General features: G+C 66.4%; 23 protein-coding genes and 2 tRNA genes. 11 read left to right on the top strand and 14 right to left on the bottom strand.

What is annotated here, in order from left to right:
- Positions 1-3 precede the first annotated feature (3 nt).
- The 4 genes from CJ014_RS14740 (at position 4) to CJ014_RS14725 (ending at position 2,837) form a co-directional block, all read left to right on the top strand.
- Entirely contained in the window at positions 4-423 is a 420-nt protein-coding gene (locus CJ014_RS14740; protein ID WP_100081244.1) for a hypothetical protein, read from the top strand.
- On the top strand, positions 423-635 hold the full coding sequence (locus CJ014_RS14735; RefSeq protein ID WP_100081243.1) for a tail protein X: 213 nt from the start codon (positions 423-425) through the stop codon (positions 633-635). Before CJ014_RS14740 ends, CJ014_RS14735 begins: the two co-directional genes overlap by 1 nt.
- Positions 632-1,690, top strand: a complete 1,059-nt coding sequence (locus tag CJ014_RS14730) for a phage late control D family protein (RefSeq protein WP_100081242.1) — start codon at positions 632-634, stop codon at positions 1,688-1,690. Before CJ014_RS14735 ends, CJ014_RS14730 begins: the two co-directional genes overlap by 4 nt.
- Before the next feature lie 331 nt (positions 1,691-2,021).
- On the top strand, positions 2,022-2,837 hold the full coding sequence (locus CJ014_RS14725) for a DNA adenine methylase (RefSeq protein WP_100081241.1): 816 nt from the start codon (positions 2,022-2,024) through the stop codon (positions 2,835-2,837).
- A 134-nt stretch (positions 2,838-2,971) separates the two neighbouring features.
- Here the strand turns inward: CJ014_RS14725 and CJ014_RS14720 are convergent.
- Together CJ014_RS14720 and CJ014_RS14715 are read right to left on the bottom strand one after the other, a co-directional pair.
- Positions 2,972-3,046, bottom strand: a tRNA-Thr gene (locus tag CJ014_RS14720).
- A 79-nt stretch (positions 3,047-3,125) separates the two neighbouring features.
- Positions 3,126-3,962, bottom strand: a complete 837-nt coding sequence (locus tag CJ014_RS14715; RefSeq protein ID WP_100081321.1) for a TrmH family RNA methyltransferase — start codon at positions 3,960-3,962, stop codon at positions 3,126-3,128.
- 211 nt (positions 3,963-4,173) lie between these two features.
- Here CJ014_RS14715 and CJ014_RS14710 point away from each other — a divergent pair.
- Positions 4,174-4,258: transfer RNA gene (locus CJ014_RS14710), tRNA-Tyr, on the top strand.
- Between the two features lie 160 nt (positions 4,259-4,418).
- On the top strand, positions 4,419-4,658 hold the full coding sequence (locus CJ014_RS14705) for a hypothetical protein (protein WP_100081240.1): 240 nt from the start codon (positions 4,419-4,421) through the stop codon (positions 4,656-4,658).
- Between the two features lie 37 nt (positions 4,659-4,695).
- Here the strand turns inward: CJ014_RS14705 and CJ014_RS14700 are convergent, their stop codons facing one another.
- From CJ014_RS14700 to CJ014_RS14690, 3 genes are read right to left on the bottom strand one after another with little or no spacing between them, the layout of a single operon-like run.
- The gene (locus CJ014_RS14700) at positions 4,696-5,475 is read right to left on the bottom strand and encodes an anti-sigma factor family protein (RefSeq protein WP_100081239.1); all 780 of its coding nucleotides are present in this window, start codon (positions 5,473-5,475) and stop codon (positions 4,696-4,698) included.
- Positions 5,472-5,978, bottom strand: a complete 507-nt coding sequence (locus CJ014_RS14695; RefSeq protein ID WP_100081238.1) for a sigma-70 family RNA polymerase sigma factor — start codon at positions 5,976-5,978, stop codon at positions 5,472-5,474. Before CJ014_RS14695 ends, CJ014_RS14700 begins: the two co-directional genes overlap by 4 nt.
- Positions 5,979-5,987: 9 nt before the next feature.
- The gene (locus CJ014_RS14690; protein ID WP_100081237.1) at positions 5,988-6,377 is read right to left on the bottom strand and encodes a COG4315 family predicted lipoprotein; all 390 of its coding nucleotides are present in this window, start codon (positions 6,375-6,377) and stop codon (positions 5,988-5,990) included.
- A gap of 215 nt (positions 6,378-6,592) precedes the next feature.
- On the opposite strand from CJ014_RS14690, the gene CJ014_RS14685 reads away from it, so the two are divergent.
- Positions 6,593-7,360: a TIM barrel protein gene (locus CJ014_RS14685; RefSeq protein ID WP_100081236.1), complete on the top strand. Its 768-nt coding sequence runs from the start codon at positions 6,593-6,595 to the stop codon at positions 7,358-7,360.
- A 725-nt stretch (positions 7,361-8,085) separates the two neighbouring features.
- Here CJ014_RS14685 and CJ014_RS14680 read toward each other — a convergent pair.
- Positions 8,086-8,814, bottom strand: coding sequence for a phosphoribosyltransferase (locus CJ014_RS14680; RefSeq protein ID WP_100081235.1), 729 nt, complete (start codon positions 8,812-8,814; stop codon positions 8,086-8,088).
- A 413-nt stretch (positions 8,815-9,227) separates the two neighbouring features.
- Here CJ014_RS14680 and CJ014_RS14675 point away from each other — a divergent pair, with 413 nt between their 5' ends.
- Entirely contained in the window at positions 9,228-10,832 is a 1,605-nt protein-coding gene (locus CJ014_RS14675; protein WP_100081234.1) for an ABC transporter substrate-binding protein, read from the top strand.
- Positions 10,833-10,862: 30 nt separating this feature from the next.
- Here CJ014_RS14675 and moaA read toward each other — a convergent pair whose 3' ends face one another.
- From moaA to CJ014_RS14645, 6 genes are all read right to left on the bottom strand, one after another.
- Positions 10,863-11,870: a GTP 3',8-cyclase MoaA gene (moaA, locus tag CJ014_RS14670; protein ID WP_245427362.1), complete on the bottom strand. Its 1,008-nt coding sequence runs from the start codon at positions 11,868-11,870 to the stop codon at positions 10,863-10,865.
- A gap of 202 nt (positions 11,871-12,072) precedes the next feature.
- A complete protein-coding gene (locus tag CJ014_RS14665; protein ID WP_100081232.1) occupies positions 12,073-12,810 on the bottom strand; it encodes an ABC transporter ATP-binding protein in 738 nt (245 codons plus the stop codon).
- Positions 12,810-13,679, bottom strand: coding sequence for an ABC transporter ATP-binding protein (locus CJ014_RS14660; protein WP_100081231.1), 870 nt, complete (start codon positions 13,677-13,679; stop codon positions 12,810-12,812). The genes CJ014_RS14665 and CJ014_RS14660 overlap by 1 nt, the downstream gene beginning before the upstream one ends.
- On the bottom strand, positions 13,669-14,541 hold the full coding sequence (locus CJ014_RS14655) for an ABC transporter permease (protein WP_245427360.1): 873 nt from the start codon (positions 14,539-14,541) through the stop codon (positions 13,669-13,671). Before CJ014_RS14655 ends, CJ014_RS14660 begins: the two co-directional genes overlap by 11 nt.
- 14 nt (positions 14,542-14,555) lie before the next feature.
- Positions 14,556-15,581 carry an ABC transporter permease gene (locus CJ014_RS14650; protein WP_100081229.1) on the bottom strand — a complete coding sequence of 342 codons (1,026 nt, stop codon included), beginning with the start codon at positions 15,579-15,581 and terminating at the stop codon, positions 14,556-14,558.
- Positions 15,582-15,813: 232 nt separating this feature from the next.
- Positions 15,814-17,415: an ABC transporter substrate-binding protein gene (locus CJ014_RS14645; protein ID WP_165790845.1), complete on the bottom strand. Its 1,602-nt coding sequence runs from the start codon at positions 17,413-17,415 to the stop codon at positions 15,814-15,816.
- Between the two features lie 282 nt (positions 17,416-17,697).
- On the opposite strand from CJ014_RS14645, the gene CJ014_RS14640 reads away from it, so the two are divergent.
- Positions 17,698-18,693 carry a mannonate dehydratase gene (locus tag CJ014_RS14640; protein ID WP_100081227.1) on the top strand — a complete coding sequence of 332 codons (996 nt, stop codon included), beginning with the start codon at positions 17,698-17,700 and terminating at the stop codon, positions 18,691-18,693.
- 27 nt (positions 18,694-18,720) lie between these two features.
- Here the strand turns inward: CJ014_RS14640 and CJ014_RS14635 are convergent, their stop codons facing one another.
- Positions 18,721-19,437 (bottom strand): FadR/GntR family transcriptional regulator, encoded by a 717-nt coding sequence (locus CJ014_RS14635; RefSeq protein ID WP_207765757.1) that lies wholly within the window; start codon positions 19,435-19,437, stop codon positions 18,721-18,723.
- A gap of 356 nt (positions 19,438-19,793) precedes the next feature.
- Here CJ014_RS14635 and garL point away from each other — a divergent pair, with 356 nt between their 5' ends.
- Both garL and CJ014_RS14625 read left to right on the top strand, forming a co-directional pair.
- The gene (gene garL, locus CJ014_RS14630) at positions 19,794-20,573 is read left to right on the top strand and encodes a 2-dehydro-3-deoxyglucarate aldolase (protein ID WP_100081225.1); all 780 of its coding nucleotides are present in this window, start codon (positions 19,794-19,796) and stop codon (positions 20,571-20,573) included.
- 46 nt (positions 20,574-20,619) lie between these two features.
- Complete coding sequence (locus tag CJ014_RS14625) at positions 20,620-21,513, top strand: 2-hydroxy-3-oxopropionate reductase (protein ID WP_100081224.1); 894 nt, start codon at positions 20,620-20,622, stop codon at positions 21,511-21,513.
- A gap of 135 nt (positions 21,514-21,648) precedes the next feature.
- Here CJ014_RS14625 and CJ014_RS14620 read toward each other — a convergent pair whose 3' ends face one another.
- Positions 21,649-22,131, bottom strand: coding sequence for an Lrp/AsnC family transcriptional regulator (locus CJ014_RS14620; RefSeq protein ID WP_207765760.1), 483 nt, complete (start codon positions 22,129-22,131; stop codon positions 21,649-21,651).
- Positions 22,132-22,193: the final 62 nt, after the last annotated feature.

Below are 22,193 nucleotides of genomic sequence, written 5' to 3'. Positions count from 1 at the left end.
AACATGGCGGACCTCATCACCCTCGGCGGCGCCCATCTCAAGCTGATCGGTCTCCGGCCGACCCGTATCTCTCGGCGTTCGGAGGTTGGCGTTCCCGGCGCGCCGACCTTCCGGGGCATGGTCTACCAGGACACCGGCATCCGCGAGCGCACGGCAACCATCGAGGCGCGGACGCTGCCGCATGTGTTCGGCGGCATGGACGCCCTCGCCATCCTCGAGGCTAACCACTTCGCCCGCAAGGCGGTGCAGTACCTGCGCATGACCAGCAATTTCCTCGCGGTCAATCAGGGCCTTGTCGTCATCCGCACGCTCGATATCGACGAGGAGAACCTGCATCCGGCCGATGGCGTCGGCCGGGAGGTCTCTGTCAGCCTGGAACTCGTCTACGTCGATGAACTGACGCACGTTTTCGGAGGGAGCTGATGGCCTACAGCCCCTATACCGTGACCCGCACGGCCCGGCTCGATCAGATCGCCAAGCTGATCTACCAGACCGAGAAGGGCGGCGTCGTCGAGGCGCTGCTCAGCGCCAACCCAGGCCTCGCCGGCGCCGCCGCCTCGTTGCAACGTGGTACGGTGCTTCAGGTGCCCGATCGGCCGGCGACGACGTCCACCGTCACGAGGCCCTGGGAATGACGCTGCGCCGCCCCATCATCCAGGTCGAGGGGCCGTCCGGCCGCGACCTCGTGCCGCTCTGGGGACCGGCGCTGACCAGCGTCCACATCACCGATGCGCGCGGCTACGAGAGCGACCAGCTCGTCCTCACCTTCGCCGACGCGCCGCCGTCCTGGTCGGCACCGCCACGTGGTACGCACTACAAGGTCTATCTCGGCTGGGAGGGGGAAACGCCGCAGCTCTATGGCGTCTACACGTCGCAGCGGAACCGCTATCGCGGCAGCCCGGACGAGGGTTGCGGCTTCGAGGTGGTCTGCCGGGCGGCCGACATGGTGGACAAGCTCAAGACCGTCGGCACCGGCCATTACGACGGCAAGACCGTGGGCGAAATCGTCGGCGATATCGCCAGAGAGATGGGCGTTGAGGCGGCCGTCGCTGCCGACATTGCCGACCGGATCGTTCCCTATAGGCTCCGCTGGTACCAGGGCGCTGGCGACTTCCTGACCCGCCTTGGAGACGATATCGGCGCGGTGATCAAACCTCAGGCAGGCAAACTGGTTGCCCTGAAGCGCGGTTCGGGCCAGTCGGCCGGCGGCAAAGACCTGCCGGCCATCACATTCACCTACGACCCGCTCTATGAATTCGAGGCCGACGTGGAGCCGCGCGGCCAGTATGCCAAGGTGCGCGGCGGATGGATCGACCCGAAGACCGGCTCGCGCAAGACCAAGGTGACCGAGGGCAGCGGCGCCGGCACGGCCGAACTGGTCCATCCTTTCGCATCGGAAGACGACCTCGACACGGCTCTGGCCGCTGCCAAGGATCAACAGGAGCAGCAGGCAGAGACCGCGACCTTCTCTGGGCCGGGCGACGCGCGGGCAATCGCCGAGGCGCCGGTCAAGGCCGTCGGCTTCGGCGCCGATATCGATGAAAAGGACTGGATCGCCGAGACCGTCGACATGGACATCGTGCCCGACGGCGGCTGGACGATGACCGTGCAATGCACCGTCAAGGGCCAACGCGGCGGCTCGGGCGGCAAGAAGAGCGACGTGATCGACGATCCGGAATCGGAATGGTGAGGAGGCAACTGGGACCGCCCTGGGCGGTCAGGGAGACGGAGGCGGGCTAGGCCCGCTGCGGGCTGTGATTGGCGTCGTGACCCGCAAGGCGAGGAACCGCTTGATCGCCACTCCGCCAGCGCCATCGGCGCCGGCTCCGGACGTGGCAGGATTCGTCAGGCGAGACAATGCAGGATTACCGCTGCACCTGTGGAGCGCTGCTCTTCAAAGCGGATTTGAACGCCCTTCGAGGGCACCTTGAGATCAAGTGCCGGCGATGCGGCCGGTTGATATCCATGAGGCCGATCGAGCCCCTTCCAGAGCGCCGAGAGCGCCTTGAGGAACCCGGACTATGGCTCGGATCGAACGACCCATCCTGATCTATTTCGGAGGCAAATATCGGATCGCCCCTTGGATCATCGGGCATTTTCCGCCGCATGAAACCTACGTCGAACCCTTCGGCGGCGCCGCTTCGGTCTTGCTGACCAAGGAGCGAAGCCGTTGCGAGGTTTACAACGACCTCAATGGTGATCTCGTCAACCTGTTCCAGGTATTGCGCGACCCAGAGCAGGCGTTGGCACTTGGCCGGCGGTTGCGGTTGACACCTTACGCCCGCGCCGAGTTCCAAGCAGCCTACGCTGGGACAGACGATCTGATCGAGAGGGCCGCCCGTACAATGGTCCGGAGCCACATGGGGCTCGCCTCCGTTGGCGTAACCCGCCGCACCGGATTTCGGTCGTGCGGCCGGGATGCGGCCGCTTGGTCGAGACTACCTCACCTAGTCGATAAGGTGGTTGATCGCCTAAAGGGCGTGCTGATCGAATGCAGGCCAGCGATCGAGATCATGGAGCGATTTGATAGCTCGTCGACCCTGCACTATGTGGATCCGCCCTATCCTCTGGGCGCTCGTCTATCGCCCGCGAAGATCTATTCGCATGAGATGATCGACGAAGACCACGAACGGCTCCTCGACCGACTGGCGGCGCTCAAGGGCACCGTTCTCCTGTCGGGATATGCTCATCCACTCTATGAGCAACGTTTGTCGAACTGGAAGTGCCACGAACGGGAAACGAGAAACATGGCCGGTCGAATTACCGTCGAGCGTCTATGGATCAAACCTGCTGACGGAAAATCTCTATGTAGGGCGCCGTCTCGATCTGCTTTTTGACACAGGTTTTGCAAATTCAGGAAATGCAGATTCGCGTGTCAAAAGTGCAAAAACTCGCGGCCGGCTACATGGAAGGAATTTGCCCTCGGTCCCACGGTCGGGCACTGTCTGTCTGGCATATCAGCCGAGAAAAATGGTGCCGGCGGAGAGGATTGAACTCCCGACCTTCGGTTTACAAAACCGCTGCACTACCGCTGTGCTACGCCGGCGCGGGTTTTCGAATAGCCGAAGGCACGGTTACGCGCAACCCTGCCCGTGCATCCGTCATGCGTCCTATCGTCAGCCGTCTCAGGCGATCGCCTTGCGCACCATGTAGAGCGACAGCACGGCGGCGTTGGAGACGTTGAGGCTCTTGATCTCGCCGGGCATGTCGATGCGGGCGAGCACGTCGCAGAGTTCGCGCGTCCGCTGCCGCAGCCCCTTGCCCTCGGCGCCGAGAACCAGGCAGACCGGCGCGGCGAGACGCACCGCGTCGAGCGGCTCCGGCGCTTCCGAATCGAGCCCCACCACCGTGAAGCCGGCCGCCTTCATCTCCTCCAGCGTATCGCCGAGATTGCGGACGGTGGTCACCGGCACCACGTCGAGCGCGCCGGAGGCCGATTTGGCCAGCACGCCGGATTCGGCGGCGCTGTGGCGCGCCGTGGTCAGCACCGCGTCGACGGCGAAGGCGGTGGCCGAGCGCAGGATGGCGCCGACGTTGTGCGGATCGGTCACCTGGTCGAGCGCCAGCACGAGGCGGGCGCCGGAGAGCTCCAGCGTGGTCAGCGGCTTGAGCGGCTCGACCTCCAGCGCGCAGCCCTGGTGGACGGCCTCCGAGCCGAGGAGCTTGTCGAGGGCGATGGGCGAGGTGTTCTCGACGGCGAGCGGCAGCTTTCCGCCGGGAAACCGTTCGGCGAGGCGGGCCTCGGCGTTGCGGGTGGCGAGCAGGCGCAGGGCGACGCGGCGGGGATTCTTCAGCGCGAATTCCACCGTGTGAAGGCCGTAGAGCCACAGCGCCTCGCCGGCTTCGCGCTCGCGCTTCGGGCGGGGGCGGAAGTCGCGCGGGCCGAACTTGCCGGCCGGCCGGCCCTGCGGCCGCCCGGAACGTCTGGGAGGGCGCTTGGAAGAGGAAGTATCGTCGGACATGCCGCGCTTATAGCCGCGGCGCCCCTCCGGCGCCAGTGGCGCGGCTTTTTCTTCGGCCTCGTCGGCCGGCGGAGCCGCCGCTCCGCGGCTTCCGCTTCCGGCCAATTGCCTTGTCGACAAAACAATCGGACCATGGGGTTGACAGCGCCCGGCATGGTCGCCATAAGAGCGCCCGTTCAGCCGACGCCTTCGGGCACCGGCGAAACGGGATGGGAGAATGTCCCGAGCGGCAAAGGGGGCGGACTGTAAATCCGCTGGCTAGGCCTTCGTAGGTTCGAGTCCTACTTCTCCCACCATCTCCTTTTCCTTTTTTCTTCTGTTCTCGGCTTGGCAGGCTCGTTGCGACGCTTCGAGATCGCGCGGCGGCCATGCCGCCGTTTCGCCCTCATCGATCCCGCGCAACCAAGCGGGTGGTCCGCGCGTTGAAGGTAAAAGCTTACCGTCAAGGAGATGACGATGAGAATTCGCATCCTGATCACGCTGCTGATCTACATGATCGTGCAGGGTGTCCTGTTCGGCATCGGCATGGTCGTCGTCCTGGCAACGCCGCTGAAGGAGCAGGCCAACGTGCTCGTGCCGTGGGTGGTGGGCATCACCTTCATCATCGCGGTGCCCGTCGCGCTGGGCGTCGCGCCGCGGATGCTGGCCTGGCGCGAAATGCGCAGCCGGCGGCCGTCCGAGGAGTCCCGGCTCTAGATTGCCGTGCGTCCCGACGGACCGGCGATTGCGAAACTCAGATGTTCGGCGCCTTGTCGAGGCTGCCGTAGCTCGCCTTGGCGAGGTTCAACAGCGTCTCGCGCGGCAGATTGCCGACCAGCACGCAGCCGAGCGTTTCGGCCTGCCAGGACACCGCGGCGAGCCCGTCGCGCGCGCTGAAACGCATGGCGGTCTCCTTGCCGGCGTTCGGCACGACGTAGAGGGTGACGCGGGCGCCGTCGCGATTCTCGTACATCAGGAGAGCGGCGGCGCTGGCCGCCGCCGGCAGCAGGCGGCCGCCCACCAAGGAGAAGCCTTCCGACGAGAGGTCGGGGATGACCAAGGTGCGGTCGAGCCGCCTGGACAGCCATTTCGACAGATGCGCGCCGTCCTGACCGTTCACCTCCACCGGATGCAGCACTTCCGGCGTGTAGAGCGCATGCGCCGCCTCCGCCTCGCCGATCAGCGTCGTCTCGACGGCATCGGGCATGACGAGGCCCCGGCCGATCCAGCCGCCTGCCCCGCCGGCGGCAACGAGCACCAGCGCCGCCGCGGCGGCGGTGACGGCACGCCTCATGCGCCGGCGCCGCTCGGCGGCGAGGCGGCGGGGCGACAGCCGGGCCGGCGGCGCCTCTTCGGCGACGTGACCGTAAAGGGCGCGCAACGCCGCGCTCTGGTCGCGCCAGGCGGCGACACGCTCGCGGTCGGCGGGATGATCGGCGAGGTAGGCTTCCACCGCCGCCCGCTCCGCCGGTTGCAGCTCGCCGTCCAGATAGGCGTTGAGGTCGGCCTCGGTGATGGTGTGCCTGTCGCTCATTTCACCGACCTCAATCTCGGGCCTGTTCCGTCCACCAGGGCGCGCAGGGCCTCGCGCGCCCGTCCGATGCGCGACATCAGCGTGCCCATGGGGATATCGAGAACGCCGGCCGCCTCGGCGTAGCTCATCCCCTCCAGCGCGACGAGCAGCAGCGCCTGGCGCTGCTCGGCCGGCAGGCGATCGAGCGCCGCCGCCGTCTCGGCCAGCGCCAGGCGCGCGCCCTGCGGCGCCGGGCTCGCCGGCTCGAACGGCAGGAGGTCGAGCGCCTCGGGTTCGGGCGCGCCGCGCCGACGGCGGCGATCGTTGCGATGAATATTGATCATGATCCTGAACAGCCAGGGGCGAAGCGGGCCGATCGGCCGCCACAGGCTCTGCTTGGCGATGGCCCGTTCGAGGCAATCCTGGACGAGATCGTCGGCCCAGTCGGCGTTGCCGGTGAGCGCCCGCGCATAGCGGCGCAGGGCGGGCACCAGCGCCTCGATATCGTCCAGGAAGCCCGACATGGTCCAGCCTTACTCCTTGGCGAGGTGCCAGACGCCGCCGACGCCGTCGCCGCTGATGTCACCCGCCTTCTTGTCGCCCTGCCAGAGGTAGAGCGGCTTGCCGTTGAACGCCCACTGCTGCGAGCCGTCCTTGCGCGTCACCAGCGAGAACTCGCCGTCTGCCTTGGCGCCGGCGGGCGCCGTTACCGGCGGCCATTTCATCGCGCAATCGCCATCGCAGTTGGAGACGCCCGGGGCATCCTTGTCAAAGGTATAGAGCGCCATACCCAAGGCGTCGGTGAGGATTTCGCCCTTGGCGGTGTCCATCGTCTTGATGGCGCCCGACGCGTAGTCCTCGGCCAACGCCGGAGCGAAGGCGGTGGCGGCAAGGCTGCCGGCGAGCAGTGCGGAAACAAGCATTCGGTTCATGGTGTCCTCCTCGGGAAAGCGCCGATGTTCCGGCTCCCGGAAACCAAAACACCGCCCGCTTGGTTTTATTCCCGGTGCCATCATCTTTTTTTTGAGATGGCCTCCGGCGCGCAGCGCACCGCGGCGCCTCGACCACAGGGGCGCTCGCGCCCATCATGTTCCGCGACGGCGGCCTGCCGCCGGCGTGCCCCAGGAGGAGGAGTGTCATGCGCTACATCGCCAGCATCGATTGGCTGTTTGCGAAGGAGACTTCGGATATCGCCGAGCGCGTCCGGCTCGCCGCCAAGGCGGGGCTGCAGGGCGTCGAGTTCCGGCAGTGGCGCGACAAGCCGATCGACGCCATCATGGCGGCGCTCACGGAAACCGGCCTGCCGCTGGTGGCGCTGGCCTCCGGGCAGGCCGAACCGCCGGCGCCGCTGACCGACCTCGCGCGCCACGGCGAATATCTCGAGGCGCTGCGCCAGTCGGTCGACGTTGCCCGGAAGCTCGGCGCCACGGTGCTGATCGCCGAGGCGGGACCGGACATTGCCGGCCGCGAGCGCACCGAGCTGCGCGCCGCCCTCGTCGAAGGGCTTTCCCAAGCCGCCGACGTGCTCGAGGGGACCGGGATGGTGCTGGCGCTGGAGCCGCTCAACAGCCTGATCGACAATCCCGGCTGCTTCCTGTCGTCGACGACCGAGGGTCTCGATATCGTCGACGAGGTTGGCCGGCCGGAAATCCGCCTGCTCTATAGCCTCTACCACTCCGCCGTGATGGGCGAGGACATCGCCAAGGTGCTGACCAACCGGCTCGACCGGGTCGCCCACTGCCACCTGGCCGACACGCCCGGCCGCCACGAGCCCGGCAGCGGCGGCCTCGACTGGCGAGCCTGCGTCGCCTGGCTGGAAGCCAACGGCTACGACGGCTGCATCGGCCTGGAATATCGGCCGACGGGCGATACGGCGGACAGCTTGCAAGCGGTGCTGACGGCCTAGATCGCCATGCGTCCTGACGGACGCAGAGGACGTGCGAACGTTCCGGTCACGCCGTCATCGCCGAGCGCATCGCCTCCCATGGATCGTCATCCTCGCGAAGGCGAGGACCTCAGGACGCGAAGGCGATGAGGGGTGTATCGGGCGCCTTGCGTTGCTGGAGTGTTATATCGGCGTCGAGCTTTGTTCTGCCCGAGGTCCTCGCCTGCGCGAGGATGACAGATTTATATAATGACAGCTTTATACGTGGGGAACAAAGGGATAGGTCGGCGCACTGGTGCCCGGGGCAAATTCCCGGGTACGCTGTTTCTCAAGCTTGCCCGGAAATTTGCCGGGCACGCGAACGTTCCTATCACGCCGTCATCGCCGAGCGCATCGCCTCCATAGATTGTCATCCTCGCGCAGGCGAGGACCTCAGGACGAGAAGGTGATGAGGGGCGTATCAGGCGCCTTGCGTTGCTGGGGCGCTATATCTGCGTCGAGCTTTGTTCTGCCTGAGGTCCTCGCCTGCGCGAGGATGACAGCTTTATACGTGGGGAACAAAGGGATAGGTTGGCGCACTGGTGCCCGGGTAAATTACCGGGCACGCAGGTGCAGTATTTCTGGTCTCGCATGGGCGAGATGCCATTTCAGTTATTTGATGGATGTTGCCGCCGCTTTCCAGGCGGGGTTTCTCAAGCTGGCCCGGAAATCTGCCCCGGGCAACAAGATGACGATCCAGTGCTTTGTTATCGCGTCGGATTTTCCGAAAACCGGATTCCACGTTTCGGTCCGATACCCTGGTCCTCGGCGATCCAGCCGGCGTCGGTCCGTTCGAGGAGCGGCATGACGAGCGAGCCCACGACCCTGTCGGGCCAGATGGGCGACAGTTCGGCGAGCGCCGGCCGCCAGCGTTCGGTCTGCAGCATGGCGGCGCCGATCGCCACCGGCTCGACGGCGACGGCGGCCATCAGGCGCAGGCCGGCGACGATGGACGCGCCCGAGGAGATCACGTCGTCGACAAGGGCGACCCGCCGCCCCTCGAGGAGCGGCAGCATGCGCGGATCGACGTAGAGGCGCCTGGCGTGATGGGTGGTCACCGAGCTCATCGGCACCGACAGCTCCTCGACATACCAGAACTTGCGCGACGTGCCGCAGGGGACGTAGCGGCCATGGCCGAGCCGCTCGGCGACGGCGGCGGCGAGCGTCAGCCCCAGCGTCGGCAGGCCGACCACCACGTCCGGCGAAAAGGGACGCAGCCGGGCGGCGAGATCGTCGGCCAGCGCCGACAGCACCGCAAAGCTCGCCTGGTTGACGATCAGCGACGCGAGCCCGTACCGGCCATCGGCAAGCGCCCGGATGGGCAGCAGGAGCTGGCGGCCGTCGGTGAAGCGCGCCGGATAGGCCTCGACGAACGGTCCGGCATCGGCATGGGCGCCGGCGGGATGGATGGTCTGCCAAAAATCGTGCGGCTGCATGAAAGGCCCCGTGACTGCTCCCGGTTTAGAGGCAAGCCACGGCGATGGAAAGCGCCATGTCGAGGACGGCTGAGTTATACCAATTCGCGAAGATGCTGCCGCATCCGCTCATTGAGGACATTGCCGATTTCTCATGTGCGTCAAGGGCATGAGAAATCGGCAAGCGGAATGCCAAGAAGCATTTTCAATGCCTTTTGGCATGAGCCGAATAGGAATTAATTCGCGCGACGACGGTGAATTCGGCGCTTTCGGCCGGATATGCCGCCGCTCGGCGACTTTGCGCGAAAAATAGTTCTCCGGACCGTTGCCGCCGGCAAATTCATCCCTGTAACATCCGGCCCTGCGGATCGACAGTGTCACCCCGATCGCATCCGCGACGGTCCGATCGCCGAAGCTTTCGCCGGAGCTCACCCATGACCTTTGCCGTCCTTTCCCGCCGTGGCCTGATCAAGGCCTCCCTGCTTCTCGCCGCCTCGACGGCGTTGTCGACCAACCGCCTGTCGGCGCAGGAAAAGACGCGCCTCGTGGTGGCCGCCGACAGCGAGCCGAAGAACCTCAATCCGGCCGTCGTCGCCTCGAACGGCGTGTTCTTCCTGTCGAGCAAGGTGATCGAGCCGCTGGCCGAGGCGTCCTTCGACGGCGAGAACGGCCTTTCGCCGCGCCTCGCGCTGTCCTGGGAGGGCGCCGACGACGGTCTTTCCATCACCTTCAAGCTGCGCGAGGGCGTCACCTGGCACGACGGCCAGCCCTTCACCTCTGATGACGTCGCCTACTCGGCGCTGGAGGTGTGGAAGCCGCTGCAGAACCTGGGACGCTCGGTATTCGCCAACCTTACGGCCGTCGACACGCCGGACGAACACACCGCCGTCTTCAAGTTCTCCAAGCCGACGCCGGTCCAGTTGATCCGCAACGCGCTGCCGGCCGTCACCGCCGTGTTGCCGAAGCACGTGTTCGCCGGCACCGACCTTCAGGCCGCGCCGGCCATCGACAAGCTGATCGGCACCGGCCCATTCAAGTTCACCGAATACAAGCCCGGCGAATATTACCTGCTGTCGAAGAACGACACCTATTGGGAGAAGGACGAGCCGAAGGTGGACGAGATCGTCTTCCGCGTGCTGCCCGACCGGGCCGGCGCCGGCGCGGCGCTGGAGGCGGAGGAGATCCACCTCGCCGCCTTCTCGGCCGTGCCGCTCGCCGACCTCGACCGCATCTCCAAGGTGCCGGGCATCAAGGTGATCTCCAAGGGCTACGAAGCGCTGACCTACCAGCTCGTCGTCGAGATCAACCATCGCCGCAAGGAACTCGCCGACCTCAAGGTGCGGCAGGCCATCGCCCACGCCATCGACAAGGATTTCGTGGTCAAGACGGTGTTCCTCGGCTATGCGGCCACCGCCACCGGCCCGGTGCCGAAAAACGCGCCGGAGTTCTACACCGCCGACGTGCCGACCTACGAGTTCAGCGTCGACAAGGCCAATGCCCTGCTCGACGAGGCCGGCTACAAGCGCGGCGACGACGGCAATCGCTTCCAGCTCAAGCTGCTGCCGGCGCCCTATTTCAACGAGACGCGCCAGTTCGGCGATTATCTCCGGCAGGCGCTGGCCGCCGTCGGCATCGACGCGGTGATCGTCAACAACGACGCGGCCGGCCACCAGAAGGCGGTCTACACCGATCACGACTTCGACCTCGCGGTGGCGCCGCCTGTGTTCCGCGGCGATCCGGCGATCTCCACCACCATCCTGGTCCGCTCCGGCACGCCTGATGGCGTGCCGTTCTCCAACCAGGGCGGCTATGCCAATGCCGAGCTCGACGCGCTGATCGACAAGGCGGCCGAGACGGTGGATACCGCCGCCCGCACCGAGCTCTACAAGGCGTTCCAGAAGAAGGTGGCCGCCGACCTGCCGCTGATCAACGTCGCCGAATGGGGCTTCATCACGGTGGCGCGCGACAGCGTGGAGAACGTCGCCAGCAATCCGCGCTGGGCGGTGTCCAACTGGGCCGACGTGGCGCTCAAGAGCTGATTCACGAAGGGGCGCCCGAGGTTGGGCGCCCTACCCTCCGGTCGTGTTCATGTGCCGGCCCTTGACCGAGGGGATGCCGGTGCGGTCGATGACGAAGTCGTGGCCGCGCGGCTTGTGGGCGATGGCCCTGAGAATGGCGGCGTCGAGCAGGTCGTCGCCCTCGGAGGCGCGCAGCGGCGCCCTGAGATCGACCTTGTCCTCCTGGCCGAGGCACATGTAGACGGTGCCGGTGCAGGTGACGCGCACGCGGTTGCAGCTTTCGCAGAAATTGTGGGTCATCGGCGTGATGAAGCCGAGCCGTCCCCCCGTCTCCCGCACCGTCACGTAGCGGGCCGGGCCGCCGGTGCGGTAGCCCGTCTCGTCGAGCGTGAAACGGCGGGAGAGGCGCGCCCGCGCCTCGGTGAGCGGCAGATACTGGGCGAGCCGGTCGCCGTCGACCTCGCCGAGCGGCATGGTCTCGATCAGCGTCAGGTCGAAGCCGCGCCCGTGCGCCCAGGCGATCATGTCGGCGAGCTCGAACTCGTTGACGTCCCGCAGCGCCACCGTGTTGATCTTCACCTTCAGGCCGGCGCGCACCGCCGCGTCGATGCCGCCGAGCACCTTCTCAAGGCTGCCGGTGCGGGTGATCGCCCGGAACTTCACGGGATCGAGGCTGTCGAGCGACACGTTGACGCGGCGGACGCCGCAATCGGCGAGCTCGTCGGCGAAACGGGCGAGCTGCGAGCCGTTGGTGGTCAGCGTCACCTCGTCGAGGCTGCCGTCGTCGAGGTAGGCCTTCAGGGAACGGAACAGCGCCATGATGCCGCGCCGCACCAGCGGCTCGCCGCCGGACACGCGGATGCGGCGCACGCCGCGCCGGATGAAGGCGGCGCACAGGCGATCGAGCTCCTCCAGCGTCAGGAGATCGCCATGCGGCAGGAAGGTCATGTCGCCGGACATGCAGTAGACGCAACGGAAGTCGCAGCGATCGGTCACCGAAACGCGCAGATAGTCGACGCGCCGGCCGAACGGGTCGATCAGATGGGACATGTGCTGCATGCGGTTGCGTTCGCCTCGAGCGTTTCCGTGTTTCATAGAAACGCAGAAACGCTCTATCTTCTTGAATTGGCGCATTTTCTTCACGCGAACCGGTTTCCACTTCGCTCGAAAATGCTCTAGGGACCGGACCTGCCGGGGCGGCGACGATAGCCCAACCGGCCGGAGGATGAAACCTCCAACCGACACTCATCTTTGAGCGCGCCTAGATGAAGCTCTTTTCCAGCAATTCCCTGGCATACTCGGTCTTGACCCGGCGGCCGCGCAACTCGTCCGCCGTCATCTCCTCGATCAGCTCGCCGTCGCGCATGACGATCAGCCGGTCGCACATCTGGCCGATGACGCCGAGGTCGTGGCTGACGAAGACGTAGGTCAGCTCCATCTCGCGGCGCAGCGCCGACAGAAGGTTCAGCACCTCGGCCTGCACCGAGACGTCGAGCGCCGAGGTCGGTTCGTCGAGCAGCACGATCGGCGGCTTCAGCAGCAGCGCCCGGGCGATGGCGACGCGCTGCCGCTGGCCGCCGGAAAGCTGGTGGGGAAAGCGTCCGGCGAAATGGCGCGGCAGGCCGACCCCTTCCAGAGCCACCCCCACGATGTCGTCGTCGGCGGTCCGCCCCATGGAGATGAGCGGCTCCTTCAGCGCCCGGCCAATGCGGTGGCGCGGATGCAGCGAGCCGTAGGGATCCTGGAATACCATCTGCACCAGCGGCAGGTCGTCCCGCCGGCGCTTCTGGCCGACCTGCCGGCCGGCCATGCCGATCGTTCCCGTCCAGTGCGTTTCGAGGCCGGCGAGCGAGCGCAGAACGGTCGACTTGCCGCAGCCGCTTTCGCCGACAATGCCGAGGCATTCCCCCCTGGCGACGCTGAACGACACGGATTTGACCGCGTGCTTGTCGTGATGGTGGGCCTGAAAATGAACGTCGATGTTGCGGACCTTGATCATCAGGCCGATTCCTTCATCTGGGCCAGCAGTTGCCGGTCCAGAACCGGCAGGCGGTCCGGTCGCGGACCGTCCAGGCTCGGCATGGCGGCGATCAGCCCGAGCGTATAGGGGTGGCGCGCCGAGGCGAGCGAGGTGATCTCCTCGACCATCCGGCCGGCATACATGACGATGATGCGGTCGCAGAACCGGGCGACCATGCGAATGTCGTGGCTGATCAGGATAAGGCCGGAGGCGTTCTCGCGGACGAGATTGTCGAGCAGCGTCAGCACGTCGGAACGAACGCTGACGTCGAGCGCCGAGGTCGGCTCGTCGGCGATCACCAGTTTCGGCTTGTTGAGCAGCATCATGGCGATCATGACGCGCTGGCCCATGCCGCCGGAAATCTCGTGCGGATAAAGGCCCATGGTGCGCTCGACATCGCGGATGCGCACGGCGGCGAGCATGTCGGCCGCCGCCGCCCGCGACGCCTTGCCCTTGAGGCCGAGGTGCACCTCCGCGACTTCGGCGATCTGCATGCCGACCGGCTGGACCGGGTTCAGCGAATAGCGCGGGTCCTGCAGGATCAGGCTGATCTCCGACCCTCTGAGGCGGCTCATGGCCGCCTCGCCGAGCGACATCAGGTCGGTGCCCATGAACCGCATGGCGTCGGCGGTGACGCGCGCGCTTTTCGGGTGCAGCCGCATGATCGCCCGGCCGAGCGTGGATTTGCCCGATCCGGATTCGCCGACGATGCCGAGGCGCTCGCGCCCGAGGTCGAAGCTGGCGCCCTTCACGGCGAACACGGGGTTGGCGCTGCGCCCGAAGGTGACGTCGAGGCCGCGGACGTGCAGCAGCCTGTCGGAGGCGGAAGTCGGCGTGTCAGCGGGCATGGCGCGGATCCAGGATATCTCGCAGGGTGTCGCCGAGCAGGTTGAAGGCCAGGCTGACGGTCAGGATGGCGATGCCGGGCATGACGGCGATCCACCAGGCGTCGAGCATGTACTTGCGCCCGGAGGAGATCATGGCGCCCCACTCCGGCGACGGCGGCTGGGCGCCGAGACCGAGAAAGCCGAGGCCGGCCGCCGTCAGGATGACGCTCGCCATGGCCAGCGTCAGGCGGACGATCACCGAGGGAATGCACATCGGCATGATGTAGAGGAAGATCAGCCGCAGGTGCGAGGCGCCGTAAAGCCGCGCCGCCGCGACATATTCGGCCCGGCGCACCGTCAGCGTTTCCGCCCGGGCCAGGCGGGCGATCGACGGCCAGGAGGTCAAGGATATGGCGATGATCGCCGTGCCGAGGCCGGCGCCGAGCGCCGCGGCGAAGGAGAGCGCCAGCACCAGCGAGGGAAAGGACAGCACGATGTCGGTGAAGCGCATCAGGACGGTGTCGACCTTGCCGCCGCAGTAGCCGGAGATCACGCCGATGACGAGGCCGAGCGGGCCGATGATCAGCGCCACCGTCAGGATGGTGCGGAAGGTGATGCGGGTGCCCCAGATCAGGCGGCTGAGGATATCGCGGCCGAGCTCGTCCGTTCCCGCCCAGTGGGCGGCGCCCGGCGCCTGCATGATGTTGCCGAGATCCTGGACGGTGGGATCGTAGGGCGCCAGGATCGGCGCCAGCACCGCCACGGTGGCGAACAGGCAGAGCACCAGCAGGCCGGCGAGGCCGAGCGGCTCGTCGACGATCCGCAGCAGGCGTTCGCGCCAGATGCCCGGTTCGGGCTGGGAGACGGCAATGGGACCGGCCATGGTGTTGTCCGCCGTCATTCGCCGGACCGCGTGCGCGGATCGAGGGCGACATAGGCGAGGTCGGCGAGAAAATTCAAAGCCATGAAGACGATCCCGATCAAGAGGGTGCAGGCGACGACGGCGTTCATGTCGCCGATCAGAAGGGCGTTGGTCATGTACTGGCCGATGCCGGGCCAGGAGAACACGATCTCGATCAGCACGGCGCCTTCGAGCAGGCCGCCGTAGGAGATGGCGAGGATGGTGATGAGCTGCACGGCGATGTTCGGCAGGATGTGCCGGACGACCACCCGCCGGAGCCGCAGCCCCTTCGCCCGGGCGGTCAGGATATAGTCCTGCCCGAGCTGCTCGAGGGCGAAGCTGCGCGTCATGCGGACGATGTAGGCCATCGAGGTATAAGCCAGGATGATGGCCGGCATGATGAGGTGGCCGAAGGCGTTCCAGAACACCTCGCTGTCGCCGGCGAGCAGGCTGTCGACCAGCAGCAGACCGGTACGGGTGGGCACGATGCCCTCGTAGAAGGCGTCGATCCGCCCGGGTCCGGGGCTCCATTGCAACTGGCCATAGAAGACGATGAGCCCGAGGATGGCGAACCAGAACACCGGCAGCGAGTGTCCGAGCAGCGACAGGACGCGCACCACCTGGTCGACGATCGAGTCGCGATAGAGCGCCGCCAGCAGGCCGACGGGCACGCCGATGCCGGCGCTGAGCAGGATGGCCAGCGTCGCCAGCTCCAGCGTCGCCGGAAAGGCCTGCGCCAGGTCCTGCAGCACCGGCGTGCCGGTGAGCACCGCGTTGCCGAAATCGCCGTGCAGGATGCCCTGGAGATAGATCCAGAACTGCTGCGGAATGGGCAGGTCCAGTCCCAGCTTGGCCCGCATCGCCGCGAAAGCCTGAGCGTCGGCCAGCTCGCCGACGATGAGGCCGACCGGATCGTGCGGCATGATGCGCCCGATGACGAAGGTCAGCGCCAGCAGCACGAACAGGCTGAGGACGAACATCCCCAGCGTACGCAGAATACGAAATGCAAAGGTGCTCGGCATCGCAAGGTACCCGGGGCGCCGCACCGCCGGCGCCGCCGCTTCGACGGGCAACGGGAGCGCAATGAAAAACGCTCGGCCCGGATCGGACGAGCGGCTCGGCCCTGGCATCGGCATCCCGCGCGGTACGACCCGACGGGACAGATGCCAGGACCCTGATGAACCACCGCAAGCTTTTGGTTATGGAGCGACTCCGGCGGAGGCAAATGTCGCTCTCGTCCGTTGCCGGCGCGCTTTACTCCGCCTTGGTCACGGTCTCGAAGCGCGTGCCGCGGAAGCCCTGGCCGTAGAAGCCCTGCAACCGCGCCGACACCACGATCGGCGTGAAGCGCTCGAACATCGGCAGCACCGCCGGCGCGGCGTCGACGATCATCTGCTGCAGTTGCTTGATCATCTCGACCTGCCTGGCGTCGTCCCGCTCGCCCATCGCCTGCTCGTAGAGCTTGTTGATGTCGGGAATGTCGCAGGCCGATCTCCAGGCGAAATAGCCGGGATTGCCCTTGTCGCTGTTGTCCGGATTGTGCGCGAAGTCGCTGAGGGCGCCGATGCCGGTCGGCAGGCCGTTGCCGGTCTGCGGCAGCAGCAGGTCGAACTGGCGTCCGCGATGGGCGGCGATGATCTGGCTGCCGTTGCCCTGCTCGATCGACACCTTGATGCCGACCTGGCCGAGCGAGGCCTGGAGCGCTGTGGCGAGGTCGACGCGCGGCGTTTCGGCGATGGTCTTGAGAACCAGCGGGAAGCCGTCGGGATAGCCGGCCTTGGCCAGATATTCCTTGGCCTTGGCGACGTCGAGCTTGTAGCCGGGATCGGGAAGCGCCCCGGCGAAATTGATCGGCACCGGCATCTGCCGCACCCGGCCATAAGGCCCCATGATCGACTTGGCGATGCCGTCATAGTCAATGGCCCAGGCGATCGCCCGCCGCACGTCCGGATTGGACAGGTAGGGATTCTGGCAGTTCATGGCGAGGGCATAGAAGCCGCCGGCCGGCAGTTGCTGGATCTGGAACTCCTTGTTGCCCTCGAACGACATGATGTCCTTGGCGCTGAGCGCCAGGCCGACGTCGAGGTCGCCCTTCGTCAGTTGCAGGCGCTGGACCTGACTTTCCGGCAGGTGCCGCATGACGACGCGCCGCATCGCCGGCTTCTGGCCCCAGTAGTCGTCGTTGCGCTCCAGCATGATCATTTCATTCGGCGACCAGCGGGTCAGCTTGAACGGGCCGGAGCCGGCCGAATTGACACGCAGCCAACCGTTGGCGTGATCGCCGTCGGTCTCGTGGGCGAGGGCCGTCTTCTTGTCGACGATCGAGCCGGTGGTGCCGGTCAGGGTATAGAGCAGGGACGTCGCCGTCGCCTGCGGCGGCAGGCCGATCCGCACCGTCCGGGGGTCGACGGCGCTGATCAGCGAGGCGGCGTTTTCCGTGCTGAAGCCAAACTGCTTGAGCACGGACGCCGAGGCCTGGTTCATCTGCAGCACGCGCGAAAACGACCAGACCACGTCGTCGGCGGTCACCGGATTGCCGGACTGGAATTTGGCGTCGCGCAGATGGAAGACGACGGCGTCCGGCTCGATATCCCAGCTTGCCGCGAGCTGCGGCAGCACTTTGGTCGCATCGGTGTTGTCGGTGGTGACCAGGCGGTCATAGGCATTGGCGAGGATGGTCGCCGCGCCGGGCTCGGTCGCCTGACCGGGGTCGAGCGACAGCACCTGCGCCAGCGACGTGCCGAGGACGAGCTGGTCGACCGGCGTGGCGGCCAGGCTGGCCGGCACGTTCGCGCCGTAACAGAACACGCCGAGAGAGAGCAGCGCGGTCGCGCCCAAAAGCCGATTTATTTTCAATTTGTTGCCTCCCGTTTTGACCGGATGGGTTCGGTCAATGTCATACGATGATACGACGATCAACTTCGTCTTGCAATATCATGCCGAGGGCATTTTCAGGGCCGGCGGCTGGGCCGGCTAACTGTATCCGTGGAGACAAAAGCCCGGGAAGACGGACGATTTTGGCAACGGATGCGCTGTTCGCACGTCGTGGCCGACGGACTCGGAAGCCGGCGGAGGATGGCAAATTTCGGCTTGCCGCAAGTCATACGATGTCTTATCTGGAGGCATAAGGAGGCAGCCATGTATCTTGGAACCCAAAACGGCATCCGCGACGACGACGATTTTCGCATGCTTGCCCAGCTCGGCGTGCGTCACCTGAGCTCCGATCCGCCGGGCAATCCGCATGACTGGACGGTCGACACGCTGCGGCGCTATCGCGACAAGCTCGACCGTTTCGGGCTCGTTCTCGACATGGTCCAACTGCCGCTCGCCTCGGTGCCGATCGAACAGTCGCAAAGCCCGGACATCCTGAGCGCCGGGCCGGATCGGGACCGCCAGATCGACTCGATCTGCCGCCTGATCGAGGCGATCGCCGAGGCCGGCATTCCGGCGGCCAAATACAATCTGAACATCATCGGCATCCCGCGCACGCCGTTCGAGCCGGGCCGCGGCGGCTCGCGCAATGCCTCCTTCTTCTGGGACAAGGCCGACCCGGCGGCGCCGCCGACCATGATCGGCGCCCTCTCCGAGGAGGAGAACTGGGAGCGCATCGACTATTTTCTCGAGCGGGTCGTGCCGGTGGCCGAGTCCTGCCGCGTCCGCCTGGCCTGCCATCCGCACGACCCCTACACGCCGCCCGGCTACCGCGGCGTCACCCGGGTTCTCGGCACGGTGGACGGCCTCAAGAAATTCGTGTCCCTGCGCGAGAGCCCCTATCACGGGCTCAATTTCTGCCAGGGGTCGGTGGGGGAAATGCTGGAGGACCCCGCCAACGAGATCGACGACGTCATCCGCTGGTTCGGCGAGCGCGGCAAGATCTTCAACGTGCATTTCCGCAATATCCGCGGCGGCCGGCTGGGCTTTAGCGAGACCTTCCCCGACGAAGGCGACATGGACATGTGGCGGTCGATGAAGCTCTATGCCGAACTCGGCTATCCCTACATGGTGATGCCGGACCACGTTCCGACCATCGACGCCCGCGACCCGGAAAACACCGCCTTTGCCTTCTGCTACGGCTACATGGCCGCCCAGTTGGAGATCCTCGACAAGATGTATCCGGGGGCGATCCAGCGCTAAACCCGCGACAAGTCCGGATCGGCGGCGTCAGTCGCCGATCTTGCGCAACCGCTCGCGGCTGTTGGAGAGGTGCATGCGCATGGCGGCCCGCGCCGATTCGGCGTCGTGCCGGGCGATGCCTTCCATGATGGCCTGATGCTCGCGCCCCGTCTGCGTCAGATAATCCGGCTCGGCGATGGCGGCGATCCTGGCGGTATCGAGCCGCGTCCGGGGGATGGTGGTATGCCCCAGCCCCCTGAAGACGCTCTCGAAATAGCGATTGCCGGTGGCGCGGGCGATCTGCAGGTGAAAATCGAAATCCGCCTCGACGGCGAGCTTGCCGGCCGCGATCTCCCGCTCGAAAGCCGCGACCGCCTGCCCCATCCTTTCGAGATGCTCGTCGGAGCGCCGGATGGCGGCAAGCGCCGCCGCCTCGGTTTCCAGGCTGATGCGCAATTCCAGCATCGCCATGACGTCGCGCACCGTCACCACGGTGCCGATATCGACGGTCGCCGAGCTGGATGGCGGCAACACGAAGGTGCCGATGCCATGGCGCGTCTCCACCAGCCCGGCCGCCTGCATGCGCGAGATCGCCTCGCGGACCACCGTGCGGCTGACGCCGAATTCGCTCATCACCTCCGGCTCCGTCGGCAGCTTGTCGCCGGCATGAAAGGCGCCGGCCTTGATCTTGTCGGTCAGATCGCCGACGACCATTTCCGCCAGGCTGCGGCGCCGCATCGTGAGGTCGGATTTTCCCACAGGCACGTCATTTTCCCAGGCTTGGCGACAGACAACCGGAACCAGCGCCATACGAGGGCGCCGCCGGATCGTTTCATCGGGGAGCGACCGCCGGCCGGCATCGCATCTTCCGGATGCCCTGCCGGTTGAAACACAAGTCGTATGATCGCATGACTTCCTGCGATCCGCAAGCCGCCGGCCAGCCGGAAACGGGTGGTTATCCTTGCCATGCGCGGCGGCTCCGAGCGACTTGCGCCCAGGCGGCGAAGCGGCTACAAGCATGTCATACGACGACAGATGTCTTGGCGTAATCAAGACAACCCGGCCAACCCGCGGCTTCGGCGGCGGCCCGGCAGGCCAGATACCCAGGTCAGAGACATAACATGACGCCCCGTTCCCCCTACACGGCCTTTCCCAACCACTTCCGGCAGAACCTGCTGGCCCGCCGGCGGCAGATCGGCTGCTGGAGCGCGCTCGGCAGCCCGATCACCGCCGAAGTTCTCGGCCACGCCGGCTTCGACTGGCTGCTGTTCGATCTCGAGCACGCGCCCAACGATCTATTATCGCTCATTCCCCAGCTGATGGCGGTCAAGGACAGCGCCTCGGCCCCGGTGGTCCGCCCTCCCTGGAACGATCCGGTGGCCATGAAACGGCTGCTCGACGCCGGCTGCTACAATTTCCTGGTTCCCTTCGTCGTGTCGGTCGACGAGGCCCGCGCCGCCGTCGCCGCAACGCGCTATCCGCCCGCCGGCGTGCGCGGCGTATCGGTGTCGCAACGCTCCAACCATTACGCGACGGTCGAGGACTACTTCACCACCGTCAACGACAACATCGCGGTCATCCTCCAGATCGAGAACCGGCAGGGCGTCGACCTGTCCGCCCGGATCGCCGCGGTGGACGGCGTGGACGCCCTGTTCGTCGGCCCGTCGGACCTCGCCGCCACGCTCGGGCATCTCGGCAATCCGCGCCATCCGGAGGTTCAGGAAGCGATCGGCACGGTGTTCGCCGCCGCCGCCGCCGCCGGCAAGGCGTCGGGCATCCTCGCCCCGATCGAGGAGGACGCCCGCCGCTATCTCGACATGGGCGCCACGCTCGTCGCCGTCGGGTCCGACCTCGGGGCCTTTCGCGCCGCGACGCAGGCGCTGCGCGACAAGTATTTCTGAAGCCACTCGAATTCGGCCGCCGGCAGGGCGACCGTCGGAGGATGTCATGCAAAAGCTCGGATTCATCGGTCTCGGCATCATGGGCAAGCCCATGGCCGGGCACCTTCTGGCCGCCGGCCACCAGCTCGCCGTCCACGACCGCAACGCCGTATCGGCCGATCTCGTCGCCCAGGGCGCGCAGGTAAAGCCGTCGAGCCGCGACGTCGCCGCCGCCGCCGACATCCTGTTCATCATGGTGCCCGACACGCCCCACGTCGGCGAGGTTCTGTTCGGAGACGACGGCGCCGCCCAGGGCCTGAAGCCGGGCTCCATCGTGGTCGACATGAGCTCGATCTCGCCCATCGAGACCAAGCAATATGCCGCCAGGGTCGAAGCCCTCGGCTGCCGCTACCTGGATGCGCCGGTGTCCGGCGGCGAAGTCGGCGCGCGCAACGCCACGCTGTCGATCATGGCGGGCGGCAGCGAGGCGGTGTTCGCCGAGGTGCGGCCGCTTCTCGAGCTGATGGGCAAGAACATCACGCTGGTCGGCGACAACGGAGCCGGGCAGACGGCCAAGGTCGCCAATCAGATGATCGTCGCCATGACGATCGAGGCCGTCGCCGAGGCGCTGCTGTTCGCCGCCAAGGCCGGCGCCGATCCCGCGCGCGTCCGTCAGGCGCTCATGGGCGGCTTCGCTTCGTCCAAGGTGCTGGAAATCCACGGCGAGCGGATGATCAAGCGCAGCTTCGATCCCGGTTTCCGCATTGCCCTGCACCAGAAGGATCTCAACCTGGCGCTCACCGCGGCGCGGCAGATCGGCGTCTCGCTGCCCAATACGGCGACCTGCCAGGAACTCTTCAATAGCTGCGCCGCCCACGACGGCGCGGGCTGGGACCATTCGGCCATGGTCAGGGCGCTGGAAATCATGGCCGGCTTCGAGGTCGGGTCGGCCGGGACGTAGCCGCGGCGCCTCAATCCGCGACACTGCGGGCGGCCGTTCCTCCCGTCGGCCGCCGCGCGCGGTCGGGTTCCCCCGGCCCGGCCGCACCCCTTCCCGCCCGCTCGCCAGCGGTGACGCGGCCCAAAACCGTCAGCGTTAGACCGGCTTGTCCTTGTCGAGCTGGATGTAGGACAGCGGCAGGGCCGTGGTGTACTTGATCTGCTCCATGGCGAAGGCCGAGGAGACGTCGGAAATCTCGATCTTGGCGATCAGCCGCTTGTAGAAGGCGTCATAGGCCTCGATGTCGGGAACGACGACGCGCAGCAGATAATCGACCTGGCCGCTCATCCGGTAGAACTCGACCACTTCGGGAAATTCGCGGATCAGCTCGGCGAACCGGCGCAGCCATTCCTCGGAATGCTGGTTGGTGACGATCGAGACGAACACCGTCACCTTGGTGTTGACCGACCGGGGGTCGAGCAGCGCCACGCGCCGCAGGATGACGCCGTCCTCCTCCAGCTTCTGGATGCGCCGCCAGCAGGGCGTCGTCGACAGACCCACGCGCTTGGCCACTTCGGCTACGGGAATGGTGGCATCCTCTTGGAGGATCGAGAGAATTTTCCTATCCAGCCGGTCCAGCATGATCGTGCATCCGTCAATGTCGTGAAATGAGTTTCTATTTTTAGGGCCTATGTGACGCT

This window comes from Pleomorphomonas carboxyditropha, from assembly GCF_002770725.1.
Taxonomy (GTDB): domain Bacteria; phylum Pseudomonadota; class Alphaproteobacteria; order Rhizobiales; family Pleomorphomonadaceae; genus Pleomorphomonas; species Pleomorphomonas carboxyditropha.
This window is presented reverse-complemented; position numbering and strand designations above follow the sequence as displayed.